27 protein-coding genes and 1 tRNA gene are annotated in these 26,893 nt (G+C 68.8%); 13 read left to right on the top strand and 15 right to left on the bottom strand.

The features are described from left to right. Window positions 1–208: 208 nt before the first annotated feature. From ASF54_RS12400 to ASF54_RS12390, 3 genes are read right to left on the bottom strand one after another with little or no spacing between them, the layout of a single operon-like run. The gene (locus ASF54_RS12400; protein WP_055963373.1) at window positions 209–922 is read right to left on the bottom strand and encodes a class I SAM-dependent methyltransferase; all 714 of its coding nucleotides are present in this window, start codon (window positions 920–922) and stop codon (window positions 209–211) included. Beyond that, window positions 919–1,548 (bottom strand): TIGR04282 family arsenosugar biosynthesis glycosyltransferase, encoded by a 630-nt coding sequence (locus tag ASF54_RS12395; protein WP_055963369.1) that lies wholly within the window; start codon window positions 1,546–1,548, stop codon window positions 919–921. Before ASF54_RS12395 ends, ASF54_RS12400 begins: the two co-directional genes overlap by 4 nt. After that, a complete protein-coding gene (locus tag ASF54_RS12390; RefSeq protein ID WP_055963367.1) occupies window positions 1,545–2,213 on the bottom strand; it encodes a glycosyltransferase family 2 protein in 669 nt (222 codons plus the stop codon). The genes ASF54_RS12395 and ASF54_RS12390 overlap by 4 nt, the downstream gene beginning before the upstream one ends. Before the next feature lie 110 nt (window positions 2,214–2,323). Here ASF54_RS12390 and ASF54_RS12385 point away from each other — a divergent pair, with 110 nt between their 5' ends. Continuing rightward, window positions 2,324–3,076 carry a response regulator transcription factor gene (locus ASF54_RS12385; RefSeq protein WP_235481059.1) on the top strand — a complete coding sequence of 251 codons (753 nt, stop codon included), beginning with the start codon at window positions 2,324–2,326 and terminating at the stop codon, window positions 3,074–3,076. Between the two features lie 72 nt (window positions 3,077–3,148). On the opposite strand, the gene ASF54_RS12380 is transcribed toward ASF54_RS12385, so the two are convergent. Together ASF54_RS12380 and ASF54_RS12375 are read right to left on the bottom strand one after the other, a co-directional pair. Continuing rightward, a complete protein-coding gene (locus tag ASF54_RS12380; RefSeq protein WP_055963361.1) occupies window positions 3,149–4,225 on the bottom strand; it encodes an NAD-dependent epimerase/dehydratase family protein in 1,077 nt (358 codons plus the stop codon). Then, window positions 4,222–5,118: an MTAP family purine nucleoside phosphorylase gene (locus tag ASF54_RS12375; protein ID WP_055964055.1), complete on the bottom strand. Its 897-nt coding sequence runs from the start codon at window positions 5,116–5,118 to the stop codon at window positions 4,222–4,224. Before ASF54_RS12375 ends, ASF54_RS12380 begins: the two co-directional genes overlap by 4 nt. Before the next feature lie 51 nt (window positions 5,119–5,169). Between ASF54_RS12375 and ASF54_RS12370 the strand changes: the two genes are divergently transcribed. From ASF54_RS12370 to ASF54_RS12350, 5 genes are all read left to right on the top strand, one after another. Further along, entirely contained in the window at window positions 5,170–6,453 is a 1,284-nt protein-coding gene (locus tag ASF54_RS12370) for a molybdopterin molybdotransferase MoeA (protein WP_235481058.1), read from the top strand. Further along, the gene (gene moaC / locus ASF54_RS12365) at window positions 6,446–6,937 is read left to right on the top strand and encodes a cyclic pyranopterin monophosphate synthase MoaC (protein ID WP_055963355.1); all 492 of its coding nucleotides are present in this window, start codon (window positions 6,446–6,448) and stop codon (window positions 6,935–6,937) included. The genes ASF54_RS12370 and moaC overlap by 8 nt, the downstream gene beginning before the upstream one ends. Next, window positions 6,934–7,449, top strand: a complete 516-nt coding sequence (locus tag ASF54_RS12360; protein ID WP_055963351.1) for a MogA/MoaB family molybdenum cofactor biosynthesis protein — start codon at window positions 6,934–6,936, stop codon at window positions 7,447–7,449. Before moaC ends, ASF54_RS12360 begins: the two co-directional genes overlap by 4 nt. Then, window positions 7,442–7,894 carry a molybdenum cofactor biosynthesis protein MoaE gene (locus ASF54_RS12355; RefSeq protein ID WP_055963349.1) on the top strand — a complete coding sequence of 151 codons (453 nt, stop codon included), beginning with the start codon at window positions 7,442–7,444 and terminating at the stop codon, window positions 7,892–7,894. The genes ASF54_RS12360 and ASF54_RS12355 overlap by 8 nt, the downstream gene beginning before the upstream one ends. Before the next feature lie 140 nt (window positions 7,895–8,034). Further along, window positions 8,035–9,852: an ABC-F family ATP-binding cassette domain-containing protein gene (locus ASF54_RS12350; protein WP_055963347.1), complete on the top strand. Its 1,818-nt coding sequence runs from the start codon at window positions 8,035–8,037 to the stop codon at window positions 9,850–9,852. A 38-nt stretch (window positions 9,853–9,890) separates the two neighbouring features. On the opposite strand, the gene ASF54_RS12345 is transcribed toward ASF54_RS12350, so the two are convergent. Next, a complete protein-coding gene (locus tag ASF54_RS12345; RefSeq protein ID WP_055963344.1) occupies window positions 9,891–10,391 on the bottom strand; it encodes a MarR family winged helix-turn-helix transcriptional regulator in 501 nt (166 codons plus the stop codon). 199 nt (window positions 10,392–10,590) lie between these two features. Here ASF54_RS12345 and ASF54_RS12340 point away from each other — a divergent pair. Further along, a tRNA-Gln gene (locus ASF54_RS12340) sits at window positions 10,591–10,662 on the top strand. Window positions 10,663–10,700: 38 nt separating this feature from the next. Here ASF54_RS12340 and ASF54_RS12335 read toward each other — a convergent pair. From ASF54_RS12335 to ASF54_RS12305, 7 genes are all read right to left on the bottom strand, one after another. Beyond that, complete coding sequence (locus tag ASF54_RS12335) at window positions 10,701–11,231, bottom strand: cysteine hydrolase family protein (RefSeq protein ID WP_162237131.1); 531 nt, start codon at window positions 11,229–11,231, stop codon at window positions 10,701–10,703. Between the two features lie 44 nt (window positions 11,232–11,275). Beyond that, window positions 11,276–12,550, bottom strand: a complete 1,275-nt coding sequence (locus ASF54_RS12330) for a cytochrome P450 (RefSeq protein WP_233573068.1) — start codon at window positions 12,548–12,550, stop codon at window positions 11,276–11,278. Further along, window positions 12,547–14,127 carry an FAD-dependent oxidoreductase gene (locus ASF54_RS12325; protein WP_084816243.1) on the bottom strand — a complete coding sequence of 527 codons (1,581 nt, stop codon included), beginning with the start codon at window positions 14,125–14,127 and terminating at the stop codon, window positions 12,547–12,549. Before ASF54_RS12325 ends, ASF54_RS12330 begins: the two co-directional genes overlap by 4 nt. 40 nt (window positions 14,128–14,167) lie before the next feature. Then, window positions 14,168–15,223 (bottom strand): zinc-dependent alcohol dehydrogenase, encoded by a 1,056-nt coding sequence (locus tag ASF54_RS12320; protein ID WP_235481056.1) that lies wholly within the window; start codon window positions 15,221–15,223, stop codon window positions 14,168–14,170. Between the two features lie 110 nt (window positions 15,224–15,333). Beyond that, window positions 15,334–15,993: a response regulator transcription factor gene (locus ASF54_RS12315; RefSeq protein ID WP_055963332.1), complete on the bottom strand. Its 660-nt coding sequence runs from the start codon at window positions 15,991–15,993 to the stop codon at window positions 15,334–15,336. Continuing rightward, window positions 15,990–17,159 carry a sensor histidine kinase gene (locus ASF54_RS12310; protein WP_084816242.1) on the bottom strand — a complete coding sequence of 390 codons (1,170 nt, stop codon included), beginning with the start codon at window positions 17,157–17,159 and terminating at the stop codon, window positions 15,990–15,992. Before ASF54_RS12310 ends, ASF54_RS12315 begins: the two co-directional genes overlap by 4 nt. 44 nt (window positions 17,160–17,203) lie before the next feature. Beyond that, a complete protein-coding gene (locus ASF54_RS12305; RefSeq protein WP_055963326.1) occupies window positions 17,204–17,779 on the bottom strand; it encodes a hypothetical protein in 576 nt (191 codons plus the stop codon). A 208-nt stretch (window positions 17,780–17,987) separates the two neighbouring features. On the opposite strand from ASF54_RS12305, the gene ASF54_RS12300 reads away from it, so the two are divergent. The 6 genes from ASF54_RS12300 (at window position 17,988) to ASF54_RS12275 (ending at window position 24,599) form a co-directional block, all read left to right on the top strand. Further along, window positions 17,988–18,905, top strand: a complete 918-nt coding sequence (locus ASF54_RS12300) for a ribose-phosphate pyrophosphokinase (protein WP_055963323.1) — start codon at window positions 17,988–17,990, stop codon at window positions 18,903–18,905. An 85-nt stretch (window positions 18,906–18,990) separates the two neighbouring features. Continuing rightward, window positions 18,991–20,586: a nicotinate phosphoribosyltransferase gene (locus ASF54_RS12295; RefSeq protein ID WP_055963320.1), complete on the top strand. Its 1,596-nt coding sequence runs from the start codon at window positions 18,991–18,993 to the stop codon at window positions 20,584–20,586. Further along, the gene (locus ASF54_RS12290) at window positions 20,583–21,224 is read left to right on the top strand and encodes an NUDIX domain-containing protein (RefSeq protein ID WP_055963317.1); all 642 of its coding nucleotides are present in this window, start codon (window positions 20,583–20,585) and stop codon (window positions 21,222–21,224) included. Before ASF54_RS12295 ends, ASF54_RS12290 begins: the two co-directional genes overlap by 4 nt. Window positions 21,225–21,359: 135 nt before the next feature. Continuing rightward, window positions 21,360–22,793, top strand: a complete 1,434-nt coding sequence (gene glmU / locus ASF54_RS12285; protein ID WP_055963314.1) for a bifunctional UDP-N-acetylglucosamine diphosphorylase/glucosamine-1-phosphate N-acetyltransferase GlmU — start codon at window positions 21,360–21,362, stop codon at window positions 22,791–22,793. 80 nt (window positions 22,794–22,873) lie between these two features. Continuing rightward, window positions 22,874–23,851 carry a ribose-phosphate diphosphokinase gene (locus ASF54_RS12280; protein WP_055963312.1) on the top strand — a complete coding sequence of 326 codons (978 nt, stop codon included), beginning with the start codon at window positions 22,874–22,876 and terminating at the stop codon, window positions 23,849–23,851. Window position 23,852: 1 nt separating this feature from the next. Then, on the top strand, window positions 23,853–24,599 hold the full coding sequence (locus tag ASF54_RS12275; protein WP_055963309.1) for an HAD family hydrolase: 747 nt from the start codon (window positions 23,853–23,855) through the stop codon (window positions 24,597–24,599). Here ASF54_RS12275 and ASF54_RS12270 read toward each other — a convergent pair. Together ASF54_RS12270 and ASF54_RS12265 are read right to left on the bottom strand one after the other, a co-directional pair. After that, a complete protein-coding gene (locus tag ASF54_RS12270) occupies window positions 24,563–26,005 on the bottom strand; it encodes an NtaA/DmoA family FMN-dependent monooxygenase (RefSeq protein WP_055963306.1) in 1,443 nt (480 codons plus the stop codon). The two genes, ASF54_RS12275 and ASF54_RS12270, sit on opposite strands and share 37 nt — an antisense overlap. Before the next feature lie 118 nt (window positions 26,006–26,123). Next, a complete protein-coding gene (locus ASF54_RS12265; RefSeq protein WP_055963303.1) occupies window positions 26,124–26,726 on the bottom strand; it encodes a TetR/AcrR family transcriptional regulator in 603 nt (200 codons plus the stop codon). Window positions 26,727–26,893 lie beyond the last annotated feature (167 nt).

Below are 26,893 nucleotides of genomic sequence, written 5' to 3'. Positions count from 1 at the left end.
TGGTGCGCCGGCGGGCTCAGCGGGATCGGATCGTTCGGTCGTAGAGGGTTGGCGTGGTGGGGGCTCGCCGCTTTCGAGTAGGTGGGCGGGTGTTGTTGAGAGTGGGCGGGTGCTGGAGCACCCGCCCACTACTCATAACACCCGCCGACTCCGGCTCGCCTGAGGCAATGCAGCTGAGAACGCCTCCACACCCCAGGAGCAGCAGCGCCTACGCGCGAATGAGCCGGGCGAACACGCGCCCGTCGATGCGCCATTCCTGGTCGACCCGCAGGCCGGCCGAGGCAGCATGGCGCGCCATGGCGTCGGCGCCGACCTCGGCCCAGGGGAAGTCCGAGGAGGCGCGACCGTGATCGTCGACGACGTGCGCCGAGAAGACGGAATCGGCCTCGTCGCGGGGGGAGGCCTCGACGATGACGGCGCCGGTCGCAGACAGCAACTCGCGGCAACGGCTCAGCAGGCGCACGGGGTCGCCTCCGATTCCGATGTTGCCGTCGAGGAGAAGGGCCGTACCCCAGTGACGTTCGCGGGGCAGGCGCTCGAAGACCGTTCGGCGCAGCACGGGGAGACCGGCGTTCCTGGCGACCGCGACGGCGGCCGAAGAGACGTCGATGCCGAGAGCGACGAGACCCAGCGCGATTCCGGCCTCGACCATGCGACCCGGCCCGCAGCCGATGTCGAGCACGGGGCCGCGCTCGGCCGCGAGCAGGGCACGGTCGACATCGTCGGCGGCTGCCATCCAGCGGCCTAGGTCGTAGTCGCCCGAGCCCGGTTCGGTGGATCCTTCACCGTGGGATCCTGAACTTTCGCCACTCGCATCGGAACGGACGAGAGTCAAACGCCCTTCGCGGCGCAGCGCGTGCGCGTAGGGCTCGGCGCCGCCGGCACCGAAGGTGGCCTCGCGGCCCAGTTCGGCGATGCTCATTCGGGGCTCCCGAGCGCGTCGTTCAGCACGGCGGCGAATCGGCCGTCGGGAGCGGCTGCGGCAGCGGCGATCGCATCGTCGATGTGGTCGACGTCGGTCAGGGTGCGGAGCCTGCTCACCCGGAGTCCGGCATCGGCGAGACGGGCCAGCTGGTGAGCCCCGGTGTCGTCTCGCGACATGGGTACGCCGCGAACGAGTGAGCCGTCGGGGTCGCGCAGTCCGAGGGCCCAGAACCCGCCATCCGTCGAGGCGCCATACCAGGCGTCGACGTCGTCCGGCCACTCACCGTCGAAGGCGGGGGCGAGGTCGTCGCGGACCAGCTGAGGGGTGTCCATGCCGATGAGCACGGTCGGCCCGGTGACCAGGTCGAAGAGCGCGGCGATCCGCTCGTCGAGGGGGCCGGTCGTCTGAGGGATCACATCGAACTGTTCGGAGCCGACCGGCGGTCGGTTGCCATCGAACAGCAGGATCCGGCGGCTCGCCGGCAGCGAATCGGTAGCGAGCAGGGTGTCACCGAGGCTGGCAGCGGCCACCTCCGCTGCCTGCTCGAGCGTCAGCGGCGGGTGCAGCCTCGTCTTCACCTTGCCGGGAAGGCACTCCTTCGCGATCACCACCAGCGTCGTCATGCTCGTGCCTCGCGGAGGAGTCTCGACATGTCTTTGATTGCGCGAATCGTTCCGCGCACCGTTCCGGTGACTTTGCTGCGCCCGACCCGGGGGGAGTAGTCGATGTCGAGTTCGCGGATGCGCCAGCCCGCCTCGGAGGCGCGGAGCACCATTTCAAGCGGGTAGCCGCTTCGGCGATCCTGGAGGTCGAGGGCCAGAAGCCCCTCTCGGGAGGCGACTCGGAGGGGACCGAGGTCGTGGAGCGCCACACCGGAGGCCCTGCGCATCAGGCGGGCGAGAACGAGATTGGCGAACCGCGCGTGGAGAGGCCAGGCCCCGCGGGTGGTCGGGCGGCGGCGGCCCAGCGTCAGTTCGAATTCTCCGGCCAGCACGGGGGCGGCGAGCCGAGGGAGATCGCCCGGATCCATCGAGCCGTCGGCATCGCAGAAAGCGACGAGTGGTGCCGTTGCCGCGAGGAGGCCGGCGTGGGCAGCCGACCCGAAGCCCCGCCGGGGTTCGGTCACGACGAGTGCCCCGTGGGCTCGGGCCACGTCGGCTGAACCGTCGATCGAGCCGTTGTCGACGACGATCGCGCGGTAGCCCTCGGGAAGCCGGGAGAGGACGCCGGGAAGGGCGGCAGCTTCGTCGAGGCAGGGCAAGACGACGTCGACGGCAGAAAACGGCATTCCTTGAGAGTACGGGGCGGCGGGGGTCTTGGGCCGCTCGAGGTATTACAGAAGTCGAACGAAACGATGAGGCTGAAGCCTCTCGGTAACCGATCTGTAACATGTGAAACATGTCGTATTCATCGATGTTCGCGCCTTCGCTTATGCCCGCCTCTCGCTCGTCGGGCCCAGCTCGGCGGAGCATTCTCGTCGTCGAAGGCGATCCGGTCACCGCCGACGTGCTCGTGTCGTCTCTGCGGGCGAGCGGGCACGCTGCGCGCCTGGTCGTCGACGGGATCGACGCCGTCGAGGCGGTTCGTGAGACGCGACCCGATCTCGTGCTGCTCGACCGGATGCTGCCGGGCATCGACGGGCTGGAGGCCTGCCGGCGAATCCGCCTCCTCGCCGACGTGCCCATCATCATGCTGGCCGACCTGGGCGAGGAGCACGATCGCATCTCCGGCCTCGAGGTGGGAGCCGATGACTATCTCGTCAAGCCGTTCTCCCCGCGCGAGCTTCTGCTCCGGGTCGAGGCTGTTCTTCGGCGCACCTCGTCACCCGAAGGGCCCCCGGCCACGATCGAGGCGGGGCGCTTCCGTCTCGATCGAGCTCGCCGAGAGATCAGGGTCGGCGACACGACCCTCACTCTGACGGCTCGAGAGCACGACCTCCTCGCGCATCTGATCACGCACCCCGATCGGGTGTTCCGCCGAGACGAACTGCTCCGATCCGTCTGGGGCTGGGAGGTCGGCGATTACTCGACGGTCACCGTCCACGTGCGGCGTCTGCGCGAGAAGATCGAAGACGATCCCGCTTCGCCGACGCACCTACTCACGGTCTGGGGCGTGGGCTACCGGTTCACGCCGGGCACGGCGCACTCGTGAGCCGTGACGACTTGCTGCTGGTCACCGGCTAGGCGTGCGTGGCATCGACCGTCGCCGGAGAGGCCGGTGGGGCTAGACGCTCGCGCGCAACGGGGCGGTCGCGAACTCGCGCATGCCCTCGTCGAACGACACGCTCGGTTCCCAGCCGAGCTCCCGGCGGAGTCGCTCCGAGGAGGCGGTGATGTGGCGGACGTCTCCCGACCGGTACTCGCCGGTCACGATCGGCGCGGGGCCGCCCGCGTGGAGGGCAAGAGCGGCAGCCATCTCTCCGATGGTGTGGACGATTCCGCTGCCGACGTTGAAGGCTCGGTAAGCCGTCGGATCCTGATCTCGCGTCCACTCCAGGGCGGCAATGTTCGCCGAGGCGATGTCGCGCACGTGCACGAAGTCACGTCGCTGGGCACCGTCTTCGAACACGCGGGGAGCCTCGCCGCGTTCGAGCGCGGACCGGAACAGCGAGGCGACTCCGGCGTAGGGGGTGTTCTGCGGCATGCCGGGGCCGTAGACGTTGTGGTAGCGGAGAGCCGCGGCGCGACCGCCGGTGCTGCGGGCCCACGCCGTAGCGAGGTGCTCCTGGGTGAGCTTCGTCGTGGCGTAGACATTGCGCGGGTCGAGCGGCGCATCTTCGGCGATGAGCTCGGGTGCGAGCAGGTCGCCGGCGTCGTCGCGCGGATCGAAGATGCCGGCATCGAGGTCGGCGATGCGGCGAGGCGCGGGGCGCACGATGCCGGAGGGGCCGCGGTAGGCGCCCTCGCCGTAGACCACCATCGACGAGGCGATCACGAGACGGCCGACGCCCGCGCGAGCCATCGCTGCGAGCAGCACGGCGGTGCCGAGGTCGTTCGACGAGACATAGTCGGGGGCGTCTTGGAAGTCGACGCCGAGACCGACCTTCGCGGCCTGGTGGCACACCGCGTCGACGCCGAGCAGAGCCTCGTCGACGGCGGTGACGTCGCGGACGTCGTCGCGACGGAAGTCGACCCGAGGGTCGATCGGGGCTGGCCCGCCGTGGACGTCCGGCCGCAGGGAGTCGAGCACCCGCACCCGCCAGCCGCGCTCGAGGGCGGCATCGACGACGGCCGAGCCGATGAACCCGGCACCGCCGGTGACGAGGAGCAGGGGGGCGGTGGGCGCGGATCCTTCGGTCATTCGGGAAGCCTCGGATCGCCCGAGACGGGACGCGCGAGAACCGCGTCGACCGCCTCGGCGGGGATCAGCTGGCGAGGCGTGAAGTCGCTCGGGATGGACGCGACGATGCGCTCGATCGCCGCGACGATGAGCGGCTGCGCCTCGGCCAGGCGCGCCATCACGAGTCCGTGGCTGACCGTCTCGACGTCCGCCTCGGCGTCGTCGTCGCTCGGGGCCAGCCCCGCGTCGGCGTCGGTGACGAACGAGAGGTTGACGGTGCCGATGTTGAGCTCGCCGGCGAGAGGCACCTCGGGCACCATCGTCATGTTGACGGTGTGGGCCCCGGCCTGCCGCCACCAGAGCGACTCGGCGCGGGTCGAGAACCGCGGGCCCTGGATCACGACGCAGGTGCCGGACGGGGCGAAGGATCCGAGTTCTTTCGCGAGCGCGTCGACCGCGAGATCGCGCAGGGTCGGGTCGAACGGGTCGGCAGCGGATAGGTGCTGCACCGAGCCCTGGTCGTAGAAGGTGTCGGCACGGCCCCAGGTGCGGTCGATGAACTGGTCGGTGATGACCATCGTTCCCGGCGGGTAGTCGGGGTGCACGCCGCCGACGGCTGACGACGACACGATCGCCCTGGCGCCGAGAGCTGCCAGGGCCCAGATGTTTGCGCGATACCCGATCTGGTGCGGGGGCACCGAGTGATCGCCGCCGTGCCGGGTGAGGAACGCGACGCGTTTGCCGCCGAGCTCGCCGATCGAGACGGGGCTCGACGTGGGGCCGTACGGGGTGTCGACGATGACCTCGTCGGACGCCCCGCGCGGGAACAGCGAATAGAGACCGGAGCCGCCGATCACGGCGACGTCGACGCGGGGAAGCGCGCCTGTGGACAACTCCCGAGGTGCCTGCGACATGAATGCGAGACTACTGGGACAGCCCCGTCCGAGAGTGAAAGCGAGGTGCGAGTGCGCACGATCGAAGAGCATCAGCGAGCGATCTCCGAGCTGGTCGAGGCGGCTCTCGCGTCGCGGGGCACCGAGTTTCTGCCTGTCACGGCGGCTGCCTCCGGGTCTTTGTCGCTCGGCCCGGCCTCTCGCGGGCGCGAGCTCGCGCACGACGTCATCGCGCCGCTCGATCTGCCGCCGTTCGACAACTCCCAGATGGACGGCTATGCAGTGCGCTCTTCCGACCTCGCCGCGGGGCCTCGGGCGCTGACCGTCGGGCGAAGGATCCCGGCCGGCGTCGCCCCGCCACCGCTTCTTGCCGGTACGGCCGCCCCCATCATGACCGGCGCCGCGATTCCCGACGGCGCCGACGCCGTCGTCCAGATCGAACTCGCCGATCCGCCGCGGTTTCTCGACGAGGTGGCGGGCCCGGCCTCCGTGACTCTGCCGGGGCCGGTCCCCGCCGGCCAGTTCGTCCGGTCTCGCGGCTCCGATCTGCCGGGCGGTTCTGTTCTGCTGGAGCGCGGCACGGTTCTGCGACCGGCGCACTGGGGTGTGCTCGCTTCGTCGGGTGTCGAGACGGTCGAGGTGATCGCCCCGCTTTGCGTGATGCTCGTCTCGACGGGGGCCGAGCTGGCGACGGGCCCGGGCAACCTTGGCGCGGCGAAGATCCACGACGCCAACACGGCCGCTCTGGGGTCGGCGATCGCCTCCCTCGGGGTGCACGTGTCCACCTACCAGGCGACCGACGACGTCGATGCCTTCCTCGCGTTCATCCAGGGCCTCGGCGGGGCCGACCCCACGACCGCCGACGGTGCCGCCATCGACCTCGTCGTGACGACCGGCGGCGTCAGCGCCGGCGCGTACGAGGTCGTGCGTGAGGCGCTTCACGACCGCGGCGTCGAATTCGGCTCGGTGGCGATGCAGCCGGGCGGGCCGCAGGGCTGGGGCGCGGTCGACACCGGGCACGGCTCGATTCCGATCGTGTGCTTTCCCGGCAACCCCGTCAGCGCGCTCGTCTCTTTCGAGGCGTTTCTCCACGTACCCCTCGCCCGCGCAGCGCACGCCGCCCTCGCTGACCGCGATCGTCGGGCGCCTCTCGCCGAGGCCGCCGACTCGCCGCCCGGCAAGCACCAGATCCGTCGCGCCAGGCTCGACGCCGACGGCCGGGTTCACTTCGTCGGCGGCCCGAGCTCGCACCTGCTGCACCACTACGCGCAGGCCACCATGCTCGCGCACATCCCGGTCGGCGTCTCACGGGTCGAGCCGGGCGACGAGGTCGTAGTGTGGGCCCTCGATGAGTGATTCAGGGTTGTCGCACGTGCGCGCCGACGGCAGCGCCCACATGGTCGACGTGACCGAGAAGGCCGAGACCAAGCGTGTGGCGACGGCACAGGCCGTGCTTCGCACGCGATCCGACGTCGTCGCGCGGATCGCCGACGGCTCCCTGCCGAAGGGCGAGGCGCTCGGCACGGCCCGCGTCGCCGGAATCATGGCGGCAAAGCAGACGTCGAGCCTCATCCCGCTCTGCCATCCGCTCCCAATCGGCTCCGTCACGATCGACTTCGAACCGGCCGACGAGTCGGTGCGCATTCTCGCGACCGTGTCGACGCGAGGCGTGACCGGTGTCGAGATGGAGGCGCTGACCGCCGCCTCCGTTGCCGCCCTGACCCTGTACGACATGATCAAGGCGGTCGACAAGTTCGCCGTGATCGAGGCGATCCAGGTGCTCGAGAAGTCGGGCGGCAAGAGCGGCGACTGGGCTCGCGACTTGAAGGGTGCGCAATGACTGACCCACTCTCTGCTGCTTCCGATCCGGTCGTCGTGCCGCGGACGGCCCTCGTCATCGTCGCCTCGACGCGTGCTTCCCGGGGCGAAGCCGAAGATCGCACCGGGCCGGTCATCGCCGCCTGGCTCCGCGAGCGCTCCTTCACTCTCGACGACCCCGCGGTCGTTGCTGACGGCGAGCCGGTCGGCCAGGCACTCATCGGCGGTATCGCCCAGCCCGTCTCGGTCATCATCACGACGGGCGGCACGGGTGTGACTCCCACCGATGCCACTCCCGAGATGACTGCGCCGCTGCTCGACAAGCGCCTCCTCGGGCTCGAAGAAGAGCTCCGGCGCCGAGGTGTCGCGCACACTCCGACTGCACTCCTCTCGCGGGGGCTCGTCGGAATCGCCGGCCGCACTCTCGTCGTCAACCTCCCCGGATCGCCCGGGGGCGTGCGCGACGGCCTCGACGTTCTCGGCGGTGTGCTCGACCACCTCCTCGACCAGCTCGGCGGTGGCGGGCATGGATGACGACGTGCGCCGGATCCCGGAGCACCGCGTGCTCCTCGCCCGGGTAACCGCCGACCCGCTCAGCGTGGCGGCCTGTTCGACACTCGTGCACGAGGCGACGGCCGGTGCTGTCGTCACGTTCGAGGGCGTCGTCCGCGACCACGACGACGGCCGCGGGGTCGCCGCGCTCGAATACGAGGCGCACCCCAGCGCGAGTGACGTGCTCGCGGGGGTTGCGGCCGACATCGCGCGGGCTCATCCCGAAGTGGCCATCGCAGTCGAGCACCGCACTGGGCCGCTCGGCATCGGCGACGTCGCGCTCGCGGCCGCGGTCTCGAGCGCGCACCGGGCCGAGGCGTTCACCGTGTGCGCGCTGCTGATCGACGAGATCAAGGCCCGCGTGCCCATCTGGAAGAAACAGGACTTCACCGACGGCACGAGCGAGTGGGTGGCGTCGCTCGGCTAGACCCTCGCGATCGGCTTAGACCCGCGCGCTCGGCTCAGACCCGCACGGCCGGCGTAAACACCGCTCCTAGGGCAGGTGTTTACGCCGATCGTGAGGGTCTGACGGTCGAAGCTCGCGCCTACACCGCCTACCCTTGACGGGTGGCCCACCTTCTCGGCGCTGAAGCGCTTCACCTCGAATTCCCCACCCGTGTGATCTTCGAAGGCGTGACCCTCGGAATCGACGAGGGCTCGCGCATCGGCGTCGTCGGCCGCAACGGCGACGGCAAATCGACCCTCATGTCGCTGCTCGCCGGCCGCATGGAGCCCGACTCCGGCCGCGTCACCCGCCGACGCGGCATCACGATGGGTGTGCTCGACCAGCGCGACATCCTGCCGCTCGACTCCATCGTGAGCGAGGTCATCGTCGGCGACCGCGACGAGCACGAGTGGGCCGGCGACGCCCGCATCCGCGACGTCATCTCGGGCCTCGCCACCGACATCCCCTGGGATTCGACGATCGGTGCCCTATCGGGAGGCCAGCGCCGCCGCGTCGCGCTCGCAGCCCTCCTCGTCGGCGACTGGGACGTCCTCTTCCTCGACGAGCCCACCAACCACCTCGACGTCGAGGGTGTCGCCTGGCTCGCCGAGCACCTCAAGCGCCGCTGGTCGCCGCGCGAAGGTGCGCTCGTCGTCGTGACTCACGACCGGTGGTTCCTCGACGAGGTCTCGACCGACACCTGGGAGGTGCACGACGGCATCGTCGAGCCCTTCGAGGGCGGCTACGCGGCCTATGTGCTGCAGCGCGTGGAGCGCGACCGATCGGCCTCCGTCTCGGAGGCCAAGCGCCAGAACCTGATGAAGAAAGAGCTCGCCTGGCTCCGCCGCGGCGCGCCCGCCCGCACCGCGAAGCCGAAGTTCCGCATCGAGGCGGCCGAGACGCTCATCGCCGACGAGCCTCCCGTGCGAGACAAGGTCTCGCTGTCGCAGATGGCCACGTCGCGCCTCGGCAAGCAGGTCGTCGACATCATCGACGTGTCGGTGGACTACGGCGAGCGCAAGGTGCTCAAAGACATCGAGTGGCGCATCGCTCCGGGCGAGCGCACCGGCATTCTCGGCGTCAACGGCGCCGGCAAGTCGACGCTGCTGAAGCTCGTCACCGGAGCGGTTCTGCCGACGACGGGTCGCGTCACCCGCGGCAAGACAGTCAAGTTCGCCGTGCTCGACCAGCAGCTCGCCGACCTCCACGAGTTCGCGAACGAGCGCGTCAACACGGTGGTCTCGCGCTACCGCTCGTCCTATGTCTCGGGCGGCAAAGAGCTGACACCCGGTCAGCTCCTCGAGCGTCTCGGCTTCACCACCCCGCAGCTGCAGACCGCGGTCAAAGACCTCTCCGGTGGGCAGAAGCGCCGTCTTCAGCTGCTGCTGATCCTGCTCGACGAGCCGAACGTGCTGATCCTCGACGAGCCCACCAACGACCTCGACACCGACATGCTCGCGGCGATGGAAGACCTCCTCGACACCTGGCCCGGCACGCTCCTCGTCGTCAGCCACGACCGGTACCTGCTCGAGCGCGTCACCGACATGCAGTACGCCGTGCTCGGCGGTGAGATGCGCCACCTGCCCGGAGGCGTCGACCAGTACCTCGAGCTGCGCCGGATCGCCGTGAGCGGCGCGGGCGAGGCGACCGACCGTCCCACCGCAACGCAGGGAGCCTCGGCGACTGTCGCGGCGGCGGCCAAGGCCTCAGGGCTGAGTGGTGCCGAGAAGCGCAACGCTGAAAAGGAGCGCGCCTCCCTCGACCGCCGCATGCAGAAGGCTGCCGCCGAACGCCAGGCGCTCCTCGACCAGTTCGCCGCCCATGACCAGAACGACTACGTGGGGCTCGGAGAGCTGCAGAAGAAGGTGGCCGCGATCGAGGTCAAGGCCGACGAGCTCGAGCTGGCATGGCTTGCCGTGAGCGAGAAGCTCGAGGGCTGAGCGGGGGTGGGCCGGATCCTTCGGTTTCGGCCCGGCTTCTAGGCGCCGAGGGTGAGCGACAGCGAACGCAGCAGCCCGGCGAGCGTCTCGCGGTCGGCGGGTGAGAGGTCGCCGAGCAGGCTGCGTTCGGCCTCGACGAGCCGGGTGATCGCGGCGTCGGCAGCGCTGCGACCGTCGTCTGTCAAAGACACCAGGATCCCGCGACCGTCGCTCGGATCGGTGTTCCGCGCGACCAGACCCCGCCCGACCAGGCGATCGATCCGGTTGGTCATCGTCCCGCTCGACACGAGTGTCTGCGTGAGCAGGGCCTTCGGCGAGAGCGCGTAGGGCGATCCGGCGCGGCGAAGGGCACTCAGCACGTCGAACTCCCATGATTCGAGGTTGCTCGCGGTGAACGCGGCGCGGCGCTCGCGGTCGAGGTGCTTCGCGAGCCGGCCTACGCGCGACAGAACGTGCAGGGGCTCGAAGTCGAGGTCGGGGCGCTCGCGGTTCCAGCTGGCGACGATCCGGTCGACCTCGTCGCGCTGTTCTTCGGGCATCGGGCCATTATGTCGCGTGGTCTCGGTGTGCCGCCGGTGCCGGTCGGAGTGGGCGGGTGTCGTTGAGGGTCGGCGGGTGCTGCAGCACCCGCCGACTCCCCATAACACCCGCCCACTCGCACCTGTCGCGCGCCCACGGGGCCCCGCCCCAAAACCGGAGCCGCGATCTGGCAGAATGGTCCGGCGCCTCCGGGCGTGGTCCGCCTTGGTGTAATGGCAGCACGACAGCCTTTGGAGCTGTTAGGTCTAGGTTCGAGTCCTGGAGGCGGAGCTTCGGGCTAGTCAGCGATGTGGCGGCCTCCGAGTCTTCTAGCCTCCGAGCGAGAGAACTCGACCCAGGGCGGGGATGACCCGGGTGAGGGTGCGGTCGTGACCGGCGGGATCCGGATCGGAGACGGCCTCGTCGAGCACGACGACGTCGTAGCCGAGGTCGGCGGCAGACCTGGCCGTCGATTCGACCCCGAAGGTTGTCGCGATGCCCACGATGACGACCTGGTTTACAGCCGCGGCCGTCAGGTGCTCATGGAGCTCCGTGTTCGCGAAGGCGCTCCACGCGGCCCTGTGGATGATCAGCTCGTCTTCCTGCGCCTGAATGCCGTCGACGAGCTCGGTGTCGGTGCTCGGCCAGGTTCGCCCTTGCGATCCGTACTGGGTTATGCCCGGCGGTGTGCCGGTCGAGATCGCGAAAACCACCGGTCGACCCGCCTCTCGGAAGTCGTTGATCGCTCGCCCCACCTCGACGATGAGCCGGTCGGCGGGTTGCGAGCGTGCGTTCGCCAACGTGCCGACCTGCATATCGACGACGACGAGGGCAGCACCGGAAGAGATGATCTCGCTCATGTTCGCCATTGTGTCGTGGTCTCTACTTTCGTTCGTCGGGCTGGTCACGGTGCTGTGATGCCGTCGAAGGTGATGTCGAGTCGACTCGGACCGCGCAGAAGGGGGTTGCGGCGATAGGGCGGCGGGTCTTCGACGAGGCGCACGTTCTCGAGTCGCGAGAAGAGTTCGGCCAGGGCGATCTGGGTCTCGAGGCGGGCGAGGGGCGCTCCGAAGCACGCGTGGATGCCGGCGCCGAATCCGAGGTGGTCACGATTCTCCCGCTCGGGGTCAAACCGATCGGGATCGGCGAAGTGTCGTGGATCGCGGTTGGCGGCGGCCCAGGCAATCCAGACGGGGGACCCTTTCGTGATCGTCACGTCGCCGATACGCACATCCTCGAGGGCGATGTACTTCGGTGTGACCTGGGCGGGAGGCTCCAACCGAAGCAGCTCTTCGAAGACCAGGGGCATCGTGCTCGGGTCCGCGCGGAGCCGGTCGAGGGCCTCCGGGTGCCGCAGCAGAGTGAGCGCGCCGTTGGCGATCATGTTGACCGTGGTCTCGTGCCCGCCGATCAGCAGCATGATGGTGGTGCTGATCATCTCGCTGGTCGACATCGCGCCATCCGGGCCGGTGTCGTTGACAAGTCCCGACAGGAGATCGCCCTGGGGTGTTCCGCGACGGACCTCGGCAAGCTGGGCGAGGTAGGCCCCGAGTTCACTGGTGGCCCGTGACGCCTCCGCCTGCAGCCTTTCAGCCTCTTCGGGTGTCGTGGCCTCAGGAGGCGCGATGATCGCCATGCTCCAGGCATGGAAGCGCGGCTCGTCTTCGTGGGGAACGCCGAGCACGTCGCAGATCATCATGACCGGAAGCGGGTAGGCGAAGGCCTCGACGAGATCGAGGGTGCCGGATGCGGGGAACGCGTCAATGAGCGTGGTCGCCGTCTGCGTGATGTCGTCGCGGAGCGAGTCGATGTAGCCGGCGTGGTGAGGAGGGCCGAAGTGTCGCATGGTCTGACGGCGCAGGCGGTCGTGTTCCGGGGGATCTTGCATGACGAACGCGGATGTGAGGCCGGGGGCGGCCCCCTCGGTGTCGTCTCGGCCGGCGAGCGGGTTGGAGCTGATCCGCGGATCATGGACGACCTCGAGGATCTCGTCGTAGCCCGTGACGAGGAACGCCCCGTCGTCGAGGCGCTGAACCGGCGCGGCATCACGAAGGCGGGCATAGACCGGATACGGGTCGGCGCGGTTGTCGTGGTCGAGGAATTCGTTCCACACCGCCGTGGCGGTGGGGGAGCCGCCCGTGACGGGGCAGCCGGGGCGGGGTTCGGGAGAAGTGCTCACAGTGTGGTCCTTTCATCGGACTTCGCGGGGATGGTGGTTGGGCGACTAGCCCGGGAATGCGGGCGCACGCTTCGGTCGGTACCGGGCAGGCTGTCGACGGTTCGGCCCGTCGGCGGGAATGCGGCGCCGTCGTTGATCTCACGTCGGTAGTGCTCGAGCCACTTGACCTGGTCGAGGGCGGTGGCACCGACCATGCGGTCTCCGACGCCGTAGACGGCGACGAACGAACGCTTTTCGGTGGATCCTTGAGCGATGACCACGCTGTCTGCGGCCTCGGGCATGCCGACGGATTTGATCACGTGGCCGAACTGGTTCGACCAGAACACCGGCACCTCGTCGTGGTGGACGTTCGCACCCGTCAGCATGTTTCCGGCGGCGACGGTGGCCTGGCCCACGGCGTTGCCCCAGTGCTCCACCGACATTCGGCGGCCATCGCCCGACGGGTGCGGGAAGGCGGCGATGTCGCCGGCCACGAAGACACCGTCGAGTACGGTGCCGTCGCTGTCGAGCGCCCGGCAGGTGGCGTCGCAGTCGACCCCGAGCGGGCCGACCGACAGGCCCGACTCGCTGAGCCACTCGGTGTTCCGGAGGGCGCCGATCGCGACTACCACCAGATCGACGTCGAGGGTCGTTCCGTCCGAGAGCGTGGCGGCCGCGACTGCCCCCCTCTCGTCCGAGTGAAGTCGGGAGACGGTGACAAGCGACCGCAGGTCGACGCCGTGCTCGCGCTGCACATCGGCGAGCACGCCCGCGACGGTGTCGCCGAGCGCTCGGGCGAGCGGCGCCGGGCCTCGATCGACGAGAGTGACCGGGAGGTCCAGGCGACGGCAGGCCGACGCGATCTCGGAGCCGGTGAAGCCTCCACCGACGATGAGCACTCGCCGCGGTCCGGCGGCGAGGCGGGAGCGGAGCCGTGCCGCGTCGGCCGAAGTGCGGAGGGTGAAGACTCCGTCGAGAGCCGCTTCGTCGGCCACCGGCCACGGTCGGGCTCGGGTTCCGGTGGCGATGAGCACCCTGTCGTAGGGCACGCGTGCGCCGTCGGCGAGGAGAACGGCACGGGCGTCGACATCGAGGCCGGTGGCTGCCACGCCGAGGCGCCATTCCACGTCGAGGCCGGAGACCTGCGGAAGGCGGGTGCCCGAAGCCGACGCCGTACCGAGCAGCACCTGTTTCGACAGGGGCGGCCGGTCGTAGGGTTCGTCCGGCTCGTCGCCGATGAGCGTGATCGGGCCGAGGAACCCGTCCGACCTCAAGGCTTCCGCCGCCGTCAGGCCGGCGAGCGATGCCCCCACGACGACCACGCGATCGGTCTCGGTCAGCGCCGAGGGGCCCAATGCTGAGGAGGCCGGGGCCGAGGGGTTCACTGCCTTGGGCACAGCCCTTCGGTGCTCTCCGTCGAGGCGAATGGCCTGCACCGGGCAGGCTGCCGCGGACTGCGTAACGCGGGCCCGGAACTCCTCGGCGGGGTCGGGGTCGTAGACGAGGGCCTCGTCGCCCTCGAACCGGAACACATCAGGTGCCAGGAAGGCGCACTGCGCGTAGCTCTGGCATTTGGTCATATCAACCGCGATTCGCATGGTTCTTCTCCTTCTCGAGACGTGAGTGGTGCCGTACGGGTCAGTCGAAGACGACGACGACCTTGTCGGCGGCGCCCGGTGTCGCAGCGAGGGTCAACGCCTGCTCGACATCGCCGAACGGGATGACGTCGCTGACGATCGCCGCGTACTTCTCCCAGTTCGCGACGATGTCGCGCGTGACCTCGAAAATTTCGGTCGGGTAGCCCATCGACAGCACGATGGTCAGCTCGCTTCCAAGGAGCTGGCCGAGGTCCAGCTCGACGGGGTTCTTATGCACACCCACGATGCCGACGGTCGCTCCGTGCGTGGCGGCGGCGGTGATCGCGCCGATGACGGGAGCGGCGCCGGCGGCATCGAGGTAGATGTCGGAGGCGGCCTTGCGAACGCCGCGACGCGTCTCGCCTTCGCCGTGGATCTCGACGAGCCGCTCGGTGACGTTCTCGGTGCGGGAGTCGATGACATCGTCGACTCCGATTTCACGGGCGAGCTCGAGTCGTTCGGGGATGACATCGACGACGACGATCGACCCGGCACCGGCGGCCATGTAGCTGATGGCTGCGCCGAGCCCGATAGGCCCGGCACCGAAGATGACGATTTTGTCACCTGGCTTCGGCGCCGTCCGGTTGACGGCATGCCGTGCGACGGCCATCGGCTCGTTGAGCGCGGCGACCTCCCATGGGATGTGGTCGGGGACGACCGCGAGGCTGCGCCCGACCTCGGCATCTTCGATCAGCAGGTAGTCGCTCAGACCGCCGGTCGAGCCACCGCTGCCGATGATTCCCGTCGGGGCGGCCATCGGGTTGACGACGACGTGGTCGCCGACCCGGAGGTCTGTGACCTCGGCACCGAGCTCCACGATCTCGCCGGCGGGCTCATGGCCGAGGGGCGTGTGGCCCTCCCGGCCGGGCAGCCCGCCGAGCGAGACGTAGAACGAGTCGGAACCGCAGATGCCGCAGGCCCGCACCTTCACGAGCGCGTCGCGCCGGCCGACCTCGGGGGTAGTCACGTCGAGCACGGCGGTCGTTCCAGGGCCGGTGACATAGGTCGACTTCATAGTCGCGGGTCGGGCGGGGGTGGGGGGCTTCGAGCTGGACATCCGGTTCTCCTTGAGGGGCTGAGGTGATGCCTCAAGCCTCCCGGCGGGGACCCGTTCACGAATCGTCCGACTGCACCCATTCGGCCTACTGCGTTCGCAGTAGAAGCGGACTACGGCGTGAGCCCACCGCGGTACGCGAACGCCACCAGCTGCGCCCGATCGCGCGCCCCGACCTTCGCCATCGCCCGGTTCGCATGCGTCTTCACAGTGAACGGCGACAGGAACCGTTCGGCGGCGATCGCGTCGACGTCGAGCCCGGTCATCATGCTGAGCACCACGTCGCGCTCGCGCGGGGTCAACGCGTCGAAGCGCGCCGTCATGTCCGCGTCGACGACCGTAGCCGGCTCGTCTTTCACCCGGCCGATGAGCATCGCGGCCGCGGCGGGCGAGAGCGCTCCGCCACCCGCGGCCACTTCCTCGATCGCTGCGATGAGCTCTTTCGGTCCTGCGGCCTTGCTCAGAAAGGCGTTGGCACCGGCGCGGAGAGCCGCGAGCACGTTGGAGTCCTGCTCGAAAGTGGTCAACATGACCACCCGGACCTCCTCCGCCGACCAGCGCTGTCGGATCCTTCGCGTCGCCTCGACACCGTCGATCCCCGGCATGCGGATGTCCATCAGCACCACGTCGACCGGCTGCGACGCGAGGGCTTCGACGGCGCCAAGTCCGTCAGAGGCCTCCGCGACGATCTCGAACGGGTCATGACGGCCGAGGATCCCACGGAGCCCGATCCGGATCATCTCCTGGTCGTCGACGAGGAGGAGGCGGATCATGCGACACGTCCATTCTTCAGAGGCAGGTGGGCGGTCAGCACGAATTCGGTGTCGGTAGAGGTCACTGTCATCGTTCCGGCGCCCGCGGTGACCCGTTCGCGCATTCCGACGAGGCCGAGGCCGGTGCTCGGCTCGGATGGTTCGAGGCGCTGGCCGTTGCGCACGCGCACGACCAGCCTCAGGCCCTCGGCGGCGCACGTGACGCTCACCGCACCGCGCCCGTGTTTCTGGGCGTTCGTCAGGGCCTCCTGCAGGATCCGATAGACCGTCAGCTGCGTCGCCGCATCCACGCTGTCCGCGGGCACCTCGAGCTCGGCGTGGAGGTCCATCCCGATGTGCCGATACGACTCGAACAGCGTCGGAAGCGAGTCGAGATCGGGAACGGGATCGGCCCTGCACTGCTCGTCATCGGAGCGGAGGAGCACGAGCATCCGCTGCGTTTCGGCAAGGACGTTGCGCACCCCGGTGCGCGCTTGATCGAGCGCCTCGGTCACGTCGGGAGGTGTGTCGACCAGGGCCATTTCGACAACGCCGAGGTTCATGCTGACGACGGCGACCTCGTGGCCGACGACGTCGTGGAGGTCGCGGGCGATGCGGAGGCGCTCTTCGGCCACTCGCCGTGTCGCCTCGAGCTCCCGCGTGGCCAGCGCGTCTTCGGCCCGCCGCTCGAGCGAGTCGCGGTAGAGCCGCTGCGCGCGCAGTCCGGCGCCGATCGCCGACCCTGCAGCCAACGAGACGAGGGTCGCGAAGACGCTGGTAAGGGGGTCGCCGAGGTCACCGGCGATGATCGTGCCGGCGAGGGTGGGAGCGACCACCAGTGCCGCAGCCCGGATGGGTCGCCCGAAGCGGAGGGTGACGATGAAGACCAGAAAGACGGTGATGCTCCACTCGACCAGAGGCCTCCATGATCCGAGGGCGACGACGAGGCATCCGAATGAACTCACGGCCAGGCCGACGAAGGGCCGTTTCGTCGCGATGAGGAGGCCGGCGAGCGTGACCGCGAGCCCCTCGATCGCTACGATTTCCGCTGAGTCGGCGATCATCCGGATCAGCTCGACGGCGAGGCTGAGTCCGATGAGCCCGGCGACCACCGCAGGGAGTACATCGAGTCGCGAGATCCCGTTCCGCGTGACCCGAGGCAGGAGCGGCTGACGAGGCGAGGGCATGGGTTGATTCTCGCCCACGACAGGTCGCACCCGAGGCGGAACTCTCACCGACGGATCGACCGCGACACGGCCTGCTCGTCGCGGAGCGCGTGTGCGGCCTCGAGGACGTCGTGCGCGGCCTGCCTCTGCTCGGCCAGTCGGCCCGACACCGACGCGCTTCGCTTCTTCAGAATGGTCTTCTTCAGCGGAATCGGCAGGAAGCAGTGGGCGAAGGCCACCGCGGCGAGGATGTAATAGGTCAGGCCGCCGCCGTCGAGGTAGGCGAAGACCGCTCCGCCCATGTAGGCGACGCCGACGAGGCCGGCGATGATCGCCACGGTGCGCGCCATCCGCTCCGGCGAACGCTGTAGGCGCTCCACTTCAGTGACGGCGTCGATGTGTTCTGCTTCGAGCGCATCGAGTGCAGCTCGGTCGGCGATGGCGCGATCGCGGCGGAGGAAGAAGGTGGCGGTGCGTCGGTCGAGGATCGTCGGGACCTGATCCTGAAGGGTCCAGCCGAAGACCTCGAGTGCGGTGAGTCGCTCTTCCGCCTCGGAGCGGGCGACAGCGATGGTCTGGTAGTCCCAGACGGTGGGGGCCGGTGCGACGGTCTGGCCGGTGGGGGGCGTCGTGATGGTCATGGGAAACTCCTTGATCGTCCGGGGTGGCAGCTCCTGCTGCACCTCAAGAATCGCGAAAACGGGGCCCTGTGACGTCGTCGATTCAGGCCGGGCTGTGTACTGCGTTCGCAGTAGCTCGCGGGCTTGAGGCCGAAGGTATTTCTCTTTCTGAGAATAACTGCTACGGTGGAACCAGTTCTTATCACGGAGAGAAAAACTGGAGGAAGCCATGACAGTCACGTTCAGCACCCGAATCGGCCCCGGTTACGTCACCACACCGACCTTCCGCGCACACACCTTCTGGGCCGGCGAGCAGCACATCGAGGTCATCAACGACAACGACGGCAAGGGCAGCCTCACCGAGATGGCACGCATCGACGGAGCCGACGGGAACGACCTCATCAGCCTCGCCATGTGGGCCGACGCGGCCCACCAGCGAAACGCCCCTACCATTCTCGTCATGCCGTACCTGCCGGGAGCCCGTCAGGATCACGCCGACGCCCTCCCGTTCGGAGCCAAGGTCTACGCCGACCTCATCAACTCGATGTCACTCGACCAGGTCATCTGCCTCGATCCGCACTCGCCCGTCATGCCCTCGCTCATCGACAACATCACCGTCCTCACCTCCGAGCACATCGTCCGCAAGAACATCGTCGGACGCGCCGACAGCGACACGATGGCCCAGCGCTACCAGGGCATCATCGCCCCCGACAAGGGCGCCGTCGCCCGAGCCACAGCCGTCGCCAATGCCTGCCACATCCCGGTGTACCTCGCGGAAAAGCACCGCGACCCCGTGACCCGTCAGCTCTCCGGGTTCTCCTGCGAGCCCCTTCCCGACACAGGTCGCTTCCTCGTCGTCGACGACATCTGCGACGGAGGCGGAACCTTCATGGGCCTGGCGTCAGCAACCGGGCTCCCGGCCGAGCGACTCGGCCTCTACGTCAGCCACGGTGTCTACACCGACCGGGCGGCCGAGCTCGTGAACTACTTCGGCGAGATCTGGACCACCAACTCCTACGCAGCCGACCCGAAGCCGACCGGCATGGCCGACGACGACACCCGCGCCGCGGCCTTCCGCACCATCGACGTCGATGCCTACCTCACCCGCGCCATCGCGGCTCCCGAGCCCTACCTGGCAGAGGTTTAAGGCACCGCGAAGACGCGTCGGGCACAACTACGGCAGCAGACAAGACCCTCTCATAGCTCTCATCACTTCACACAGAACGGACATCATGACCACGACAGCCGCATCCGCAGCCAGCCGCCTCGGCACCCCGACGAAGCCCAGCGTCATCGCGGGCCTCCTCGCCACCGACGGCTACAAGCACTCCCACCGCCAGGTCTACCCCCAGGGCACCAACACCATCCTGATCAACTGGACCAACCGTTCCGGCAAGCTGCTGCCTGGCGCAAGCCACGCTGTTCACTTCGGCCTGCAGGCATTCCTGCAGAACTACCTCATCGAGATGTGGGCGCCGTTCTTCGCCGCAACCGAAGACGAGGTCGCCGACGAGTTCGAGCGCGTGCTGCTGTCGTACTTCGGGCCCAACAACATCGGCTCCGATCACGTTCGGGCCCTGCACCGCCTCGGCTACCTGCCCCTGCACGTGAAGGGTCTCCCCGAGGGGACGCTCGCACCGTTCGGCGTCCCCACCGTTCTGGTCGAAAACACCCACCCCGAGTTCTTCTGGCTGCCGAACTACATCGAGACGGCGCTTTCCGCGTCGATCTGGCACCCGTCCACCACCGCGACCGTCGCCACCATCTACCGCGAACTCCTCGAAGGCTGGGCGGAGAAGACCGGCGGCGACCTCGACGCCATTGACTTCCAGGCTCACGACTTCTCGATGCGCGGCCAGACCAGCCTCGAATCGGCCGCCGCGTCCGGTGCCGGACACCTGCTGTCGTTCCTCGGCACCGACTCGATGCCGTCGCTCGACTTCATCGACCGGTACTACCCCGGCGATAACGGCTGGGTCGGAGCATCCGTGCCCGCCACCGAGCACTCCGTCATGTGCATCCGCGGAGAGCAGGGCGAATTCGACACGTTCAACGCGATCCTCGACGCGTTCCCCACCGGCATCGTCTCCGCGGTCGCCGACGGCTACGACTTCTTCGGCGTCCTCACCGAGATCCTCCCGCAGCTCAAGGGCCGCATTCTGGCCCGCGACGGGAAGCTCGTCATCCGCCCCGACTCCGGCGACCCCGTCGACATCATGACCGGCACCTACATCGTCGACGACTCGAACTGCGCCGATTACGAGGCGAAGAAGGCCGCTGGCGCCCTCACCCCCGAAGAGCTCGGCGCGATCGAGATCCTCGGCGACCTGTTCGGCTGGGAGCTCAACGACAAGAACTACAAGCGGCTCAACCAGCACATCGGTCTCATCTACGGCGACAGCATCACCCTCGACCGGGCCCAGCGGACCTTCGAGCGTCTGGCTGCGAAGGGCTGGGAGTCCACCAGCGTCGTCCTCGGCATCGGGTCGTTCACCTACCAGTACCTCACCCGTGACAATCTCGGATCAGCCGTAAAGGCCACCTGGGCAGACGTCGACGGGCAAAGCGTCGACATCCAGAAGGATCCGAAGACCGGCGCCGGCAAGAAGAGCGCGAAGGGTCGCCTCGCCGTCATCCGCGACGAGACCGGAGAGCTCGAACTCCTCCAGCAGGCCACCCCGGAGGACGAGGCACGCTCGCTCATCCAGACCGTGTGGCTGGACGGCGAGTTCATCAACCCGGTGTCGTTCGCCGACGTTCGGGCCAACCTGAAGGGTGCGCGCGCCGACCGCGCAGCACGTGCCGACCACCGGACCGAGTCAGCATGACCGAACGCCAGCAGCCCCTTATCGCCATCGACGTCGTCCCCATCGGCTACGACCAATCCACGCAGAAGCTGCGCTACGGAACCGCCACTCGTCGATTCGAGCCCTTCGCCGGGGAGCAGGCGCTCCCCGGCGTCCTCCTCGGCCCCGACGAAACACTCGAGGAGGCAGCCCGTCGTGCCCTCGCCGACAAGGGCGGCTTCCACCCCGGAAAGGTCACCCACCTCACCCAGGTCGGCGCGTTCGACGGCCCCGGGCGGGATCCCCGCGACAAGGCCATCAGTGTTGCGTTCCTCGCCGTCATCGCACCGCACCCGTCGCGCCTGATCACCTGGCGCGACTGGGGCGACGTTGGCGGCATGCCGTTCGATCATGACCGAATTCTCGAGGCTTCGAAAGACGTCGCCCGCACCAGGCTCTGGGTCGACCAGGCCTTCACCCGTGCGGTCACCGGCGAGACGTTCAGCACCCGCGACGCCTCCACCATCGCCGCGACTCTGACCGGCACAGCGCCGCACGCCGGCAACTTGCACCGTCAGCTCTCCGGCCTCGACGGGCTGATAGCTACCGGCAAGGCCGAATCCACGGTCGCCGGCGGACGAAGGGCGACCACCTGGGCCTGGGGGTCGACCCCCGGTTGAGCCGCCCCGCACCCTCGTCAGTCCCGTCTGTGCCGCGGGATCCTCGGCTCGCCTGACAGACGAACCGTCCTCGCGACGGGCTCGTTACCCTGGTAGTCGACCTCGTGCCCCGGCACGTCGAACCAAGGAGCACCCATGCAGCCACTCGCCGTCATCGTCCTCGCCGCAGGCCAGGGCACCCGCATGAAGTCGTCGACGCCCAAGGTGCTCCACCGTCTCGCGGGCCTGCCGCTCATCCACCACGTGCTCGAAACGGCCCGGTCGCTCGAGCCGGAGCACCTCATGGTCGTCGTCCGGCACGACCGCGACACGGTCGCCGCGAGCGTGCTCGAGGCCGCACCGAGCGCCGTTCTCATCGATCAAGATGACACCCCCGGCACCGGTCGAGCCGTCGAGCAGGCCGTCGAGGCGCTGCCCGCCGACTTCACCGGCGACGTCGTCGTGGTGAGCGCCGACGTGCCGTTCCTCGACGACGACGACCTCCTCGCCCTTCTCGAGCTGCACCGCTCCGACGAGGCCGACGCGACCCTGCTGAGTGCGATCCTCGAGGATCCCACGGGCTACGGCCGCGTGATTCGCTCCTCCGGCCGGGTGCAGAAGATCGTCGAGCACAAAGACGCCTCGGCTGACGAGCGCGACGTGGCCGAGATCAACTCCGGCACCTACGTGTTCACGGTCGAGGCGCTTCGCAAGCACCTCCCGTTCGTGACCGCCGCAAACGCGCAGAACGAGAAGTACCTCACCGACGTCGTCGGGCTGTTGACAATCAACCGGGGTCACGTGTCGGCCAAGCCCGTGGCCGAGGCCTGGCGCGTCGAGGGCATCAACGACCGCGTGCAGCTCGCCGCCGCGGCCCGGCGCCTCAACGACACGATCGTCACGCACTGGCAGCGCGAGGGCGTCTCGATCCTCGACCCGCAGACCACCTGGATCGACCGCGACGTCAGCCTCGCCGCCGACGTCGAGATCCTGCCCGGAACGCAGCTGAAGGGCGCCACCGTCGTCGAGACCGGCGCGATCGTCGGCCCCGACACGACGCTCGTCGACACCGAGGTCGGGGCGGGCGCCGTCGTCAAGCGCACCGACGCCACCCTCGCCGTGATCGGTGCCGGTGCGACCGTCGGCCCGTTCGCCTTCCTTCGCCCGGGCACGATCCTCGGTGCCGACGGCAAGATCGGCACCTTCGTCGAGACGAAGAACTCGACCATCGGCGAGGGCAGCAAGGTTCCCCACCTCAGCTACGTCGGCGACACCGAGGTCGGCGTCGGCGCGAACATCGGAGCCGGCACGATCACGGCCAACTACGACGGCGTGAACAAGCACCGCACGGTGGTCGGGTCGCACGTGCGCACCGGGTCGCACAACGTCTTCGTCGCGCCCGTTAGGATTGGCGACGGAGCGTACACAGGCGCCGGAACGGTCGTCCGCAAAGACGTGCCGGCCGGATCCTTGGCTATCACCGTCGCTCCGCAGCGAACCATGAGCGGGTGGGTCGAGGCCAAGCGCCCCGGCACCGACGCGGCGAAGGCGGCAGCCGACGCGGCGGCGACCAGCGAGACGGCGAGCTGACCGAGCACCCAGAACCACCAATCGATGACTGCGCCGCCCTGCGGCCGGTGTCGGGGCCCCCGGGCCAGAGAGCGAGTGACGTGTCGGGAATCAAGATCACCGGCGAAAACCGTCTCGTCCTTGTGACGGGGCGTGCGCACCCGCAGCTGGCGATCGACATCGCGCAGGAGCTCGGCACCGAGCTGACGCACACCGACGCACGCACCTTCGCGTCGAGCGAGATCTACGCGCGATACGACGACAGCGTCCGCGGCTCTGACGCGTTCGTGATCCAATCGCACACCCGGCCGATCAACGAGTGGCTCATGGAGCAGCTCATCATGGTCGATGCGCTCAAGCGGGCCTCGGCCAAGCGCATCACAGTCGTCGCTCCCTATTACCCCTACGCCCGCCAAGACAAGAAGGGTCGCGGTCGCGAGCCGATCTCGGCCCGCCTCGTGGCCGACCTGTTCAAGGCCGCCGGCGCGCACCGCATCATGAGCGTCGACCTGCATGCGCCGCAGATCCAGGGCTTCTTCGACGGTCCGGTCGACCACCTCTTCGCCATGCCCGTGCTACTGAAGCACTTCCAGGAGCGCCTCGACCCCTCGACGCTGACCGTCGTCTCACCCGACATGGGGCGCGTCAAGGTGGCCGACATCTGGAGCGAGAAGCTCGGAGCGCCGCTGGCGATCATCCACAAGCGTCGCGACCCCCGCGTCATGAACGAGGTCTCGGTGCACGAGATCGTCGGTGAGGTCAGCGGTCGTGTCTGCCTGCTGGTCGACGACCTCATCGACACGGGTCGCACGATCGCCAAGGCCGCCGAGGCGCTGAAGAAGGCCGGAGCCCTCGGGGTCATCGTGGCCGCGACGCACGCCGTCTTCTCCGACCCGGCTCCCGAGATCCTCTCGAACGAGTTCATCGACTCGGTCGTCGTCACCGACACCCTGCCGATCACCGAGCACCAGATGTTCGACAGCCTCACGATCCTGCCGATCGCTCCGCTCATCGCCCGCGCGATCCACGAGGTGTTCGACAACGGGTCGGTCACGTCGATGTTCGACGGCGCCGCCTGAGGTGACACCGCTGTCGCGACTGCTCGTCCTCGACTTCGACGGCACCGTCTGCCTCGGCGACGAACCCGTGCTCAGCTACGCGCGGCACATCGACGAGGCCCTGCCCGAGACCGAGCGCGTCGTCGAATCAACGATCCGCGCGTTCCTGGCCGGCCCCGACGCAGCTGTCCATGAGCACCAAGACCAGAGTGCAGGATCCGCAGCTCGCCACCTCGCAACTCTGGTCGACGCCGCCGACGGCTACGCGGCTGCGGCCTCTCTCGCGCGCTCCCGCGGCGTCGCCGCCGCTTCGCTCAGCCGCGCGTACGAGGCCAGCCGCCGCGAGTTGGCCGACGGCCTCCTCGAGACCTGGGCTCCGGCCGGCCTCGCCGACTTCCTCACCGGCCTGAGGCGCGCCGGCGTCACCGTCGTGCTCGTCACCAATGCCACGGCGACCGGCGTAGCCGGGCAGCTGACGCACCTGGGGCTCGACGGCGTCTTCGACGAGATCGTGACCGATGCCGGTAAACCAAGGGGGATGCCTCGGATCCTTACGTCTCTGCGGGAGAAGCACGGCCTGGCCGCCCACCCCGAGCATCTGCTCAGCGTGGGCGACATCTGGCGCAACGACCTCGAGCCGGCCGCCGATCAGAAATCCCCTACGGCCCTGATCGAGCGGTTCGCAGCTGCCGAAGCAAAGCCCACTTTCCGGGCCCCGACCTTCGAGGGGCTCTACGACGACATCGCGGCCTGGGCCTCGCGCGCCTGATCGGCGGGTGCCGGGCTCGGCGTCACCACGAAGGTGCGGCCGGGGTGGTCGGCTGAGAGGTGGGCTCCGGGTCGTCCGAGCACCTGCTCGCGGAGGGTGCCGGTGGCCGGCTCCAGGGGCATGCGGCCGCGGCGACGGAGCTCGGGCACGACGAGTTCGGCGAAGTCGACGCAGTCGGCGGTGCCAAACAGCGGTTCGAGCAGGAAGCCGTCGAGGCCGGTCTCGTCCATGATGCGTTCGAGAGCATCGGCGACCTCGATCGGATCGCCGACGAGCTGGAGGCCGCGCGTGCCCTTGCCCTTGAGATCGTCCAGGATCTCGCGGACGGTCGGGGGAGCCGTGCCGTCGGTGGGCAGGAAGCGGTCGATGTTGCTCTGGGCGATCTGTCCGATCTGCCCGCCGTCGTCGCGCAGCTGGGTCAGATCGCGATCGGGGTCGAGCGAGAGCAGATCGATGCCGGTGTTGCCGGCGTAGAGCACGGCGACGACCTCGTCGGTCTGCATCGCGTCGAATTCGGCCCGGAGGGTATGCGCCTCCTCGCTCGTCGGGGCGACTGTCACCGAGAGCCCGACCATCGTCACGATGGAGTCCGGGTCGCGGCCGTGCTCGGCGGCGCGGGCGCGGATGTCGGCGACGTTCGCCTTGGTGTGCTGGCCGGTCGTGTACTGGACGAAGACCGCTTCGGCATTGCGGGCGGCGTAGGCACGACCGCGCTGCGACGTGCCGGCCTGGAACAGCGTCGGTGTCCGCTGCGGCGACGGTGCGACCGTGAAGTAGCCGTTCGAGCGGAAGTGCTGGCCTTCGAACGAGATGCGGTGGATCTTCGAGCGGTCGGCGAGGATCTCGGCGTCTTTGTCGGCGCGGAAGCCGTCGTCTTCCCAGGAGCCCTCCCAGAGAGTCATGGCGAGGTCGACGTACTCGTCGGCCTGGTCGTAGCGGTCGTCGTGCTTGACCATCTCGGTGTGGCCGAACAGCGCGGCGACGGCGTTCGCCGAGCCGCCCGTGACGATGTTCCAGCCGATGCGGCCGCCGGTGAGGTGGTCGAGCGTGGCGAAACGCCGGGCGGTCTGCAGGGGGTGGTCGAGCCCCGTCGCCGAAGTGACCACGAAGCCGAGCCGGGTGGTCTCGCGGGCCAGGGTCGGGATCAGCAGCGACGGATCCATGCCCGGAAAGTTGATTCCGCCCCGCGCCGCCATCTCGGGCAGGTCGCCGTCGATGGTCGGGTAGCCGAAGCCATCGGCGAAGAACAGGAAGTCGAATCCCGCCTGGTCGAGGATCTTCGCCATGCCGATCCACAGATCGAGCTCGTGGTACCGGACGGAGTCGCTTCGAGGGTGCGACCAGCTGCGCGTTCCGCCGACCTGTGTGCCGGCGACTTCGAACACGCCGAGATGCATCTGCTTCATGGCGCCAGTGAACCAAATGGTTCACTCGGGGTCTAGGTGCGAAACAGGCTGTTTACGAAGCAGGCGCGAAGTCGTAACACGGCGGGCCGGATCCTGGCCTCCGTTGGGGCGACGACGGTCACACCACGCGCTCGCAGAGGGCCCGGTGCGCACTGTCGGCCACCCGGCCCACGAGCGCGTCGTCGCCGAGGCTGAGCAGCGACGCCTGGAGCCCCCGCCAGAGCGCCACGGTCTCGTGGCCGAGCTCGAGAGCCTGGTCGGGTGACGCGCCGGCGTCTTCGAACGCGCCGGCGACGTGACCGACCCACTCGGTGCCGATCAACCCCAGCAGGGTGGCGAAGCGGTCGCGCTCGAACCCGGCGAGGCCGAAGATCTCGAAGAAGAGCCGGTGGAAAGCCCGGTTCCGAGGATCCGCGATGATCGCCCACGCGCCCCCGAGACGTTCCGCGAGCGGCAGGGCGTCATCATCGAGAAACGTGATCACCTCGGCCATGGTCGGAAACCGCGACTCGGCTCCGTGCAGCGCCTCGACGATGAGCTCTTCTCGCGAGCCGAAGTAGTAGAGCAGCATGCGGTTGTTCGAGCCCACCGCCGTGGCAAGTGCCCGCAGGGTGATCTGGGCGATGCCGTTCTCGACGACGTGATCGACGATGCGGTCGAGCAGTTCGTCGCGGCGACCGGGTGCGCCCGTGGCCCGAGTGGCTCCGTCGACGTCGTCCATGCCGTCGACGCTATCGGTTGGCCGGGAGTGCGACGACGGCAATCCGACCGAAATGCCGATGAAACATCGGCGGTCTAGCGTTCCGAGGATCACCGATCGATGCCGCGGCCACAGACCCGCCCCAGCCGCGAACGATCCCTTCTGAGCCACCGAGCCCCTTGGAGTGC

The sequence above is a fragment of the Frondihabitans sp. Leaf304 genome (assembly GCF_001423105.1).
In the GTDB taxonomy this organism is placed as follows: Bacteria; Actinomycetota; Actinomycetes; order Actinomycetales; family Microbacteriaceae; genus Frondihabitans.
The sequence above is the reverse complement of the archived record's forward strand: the minus strand, read 5'-3'. Positions and strand labels throughout refer to the sequence as shown.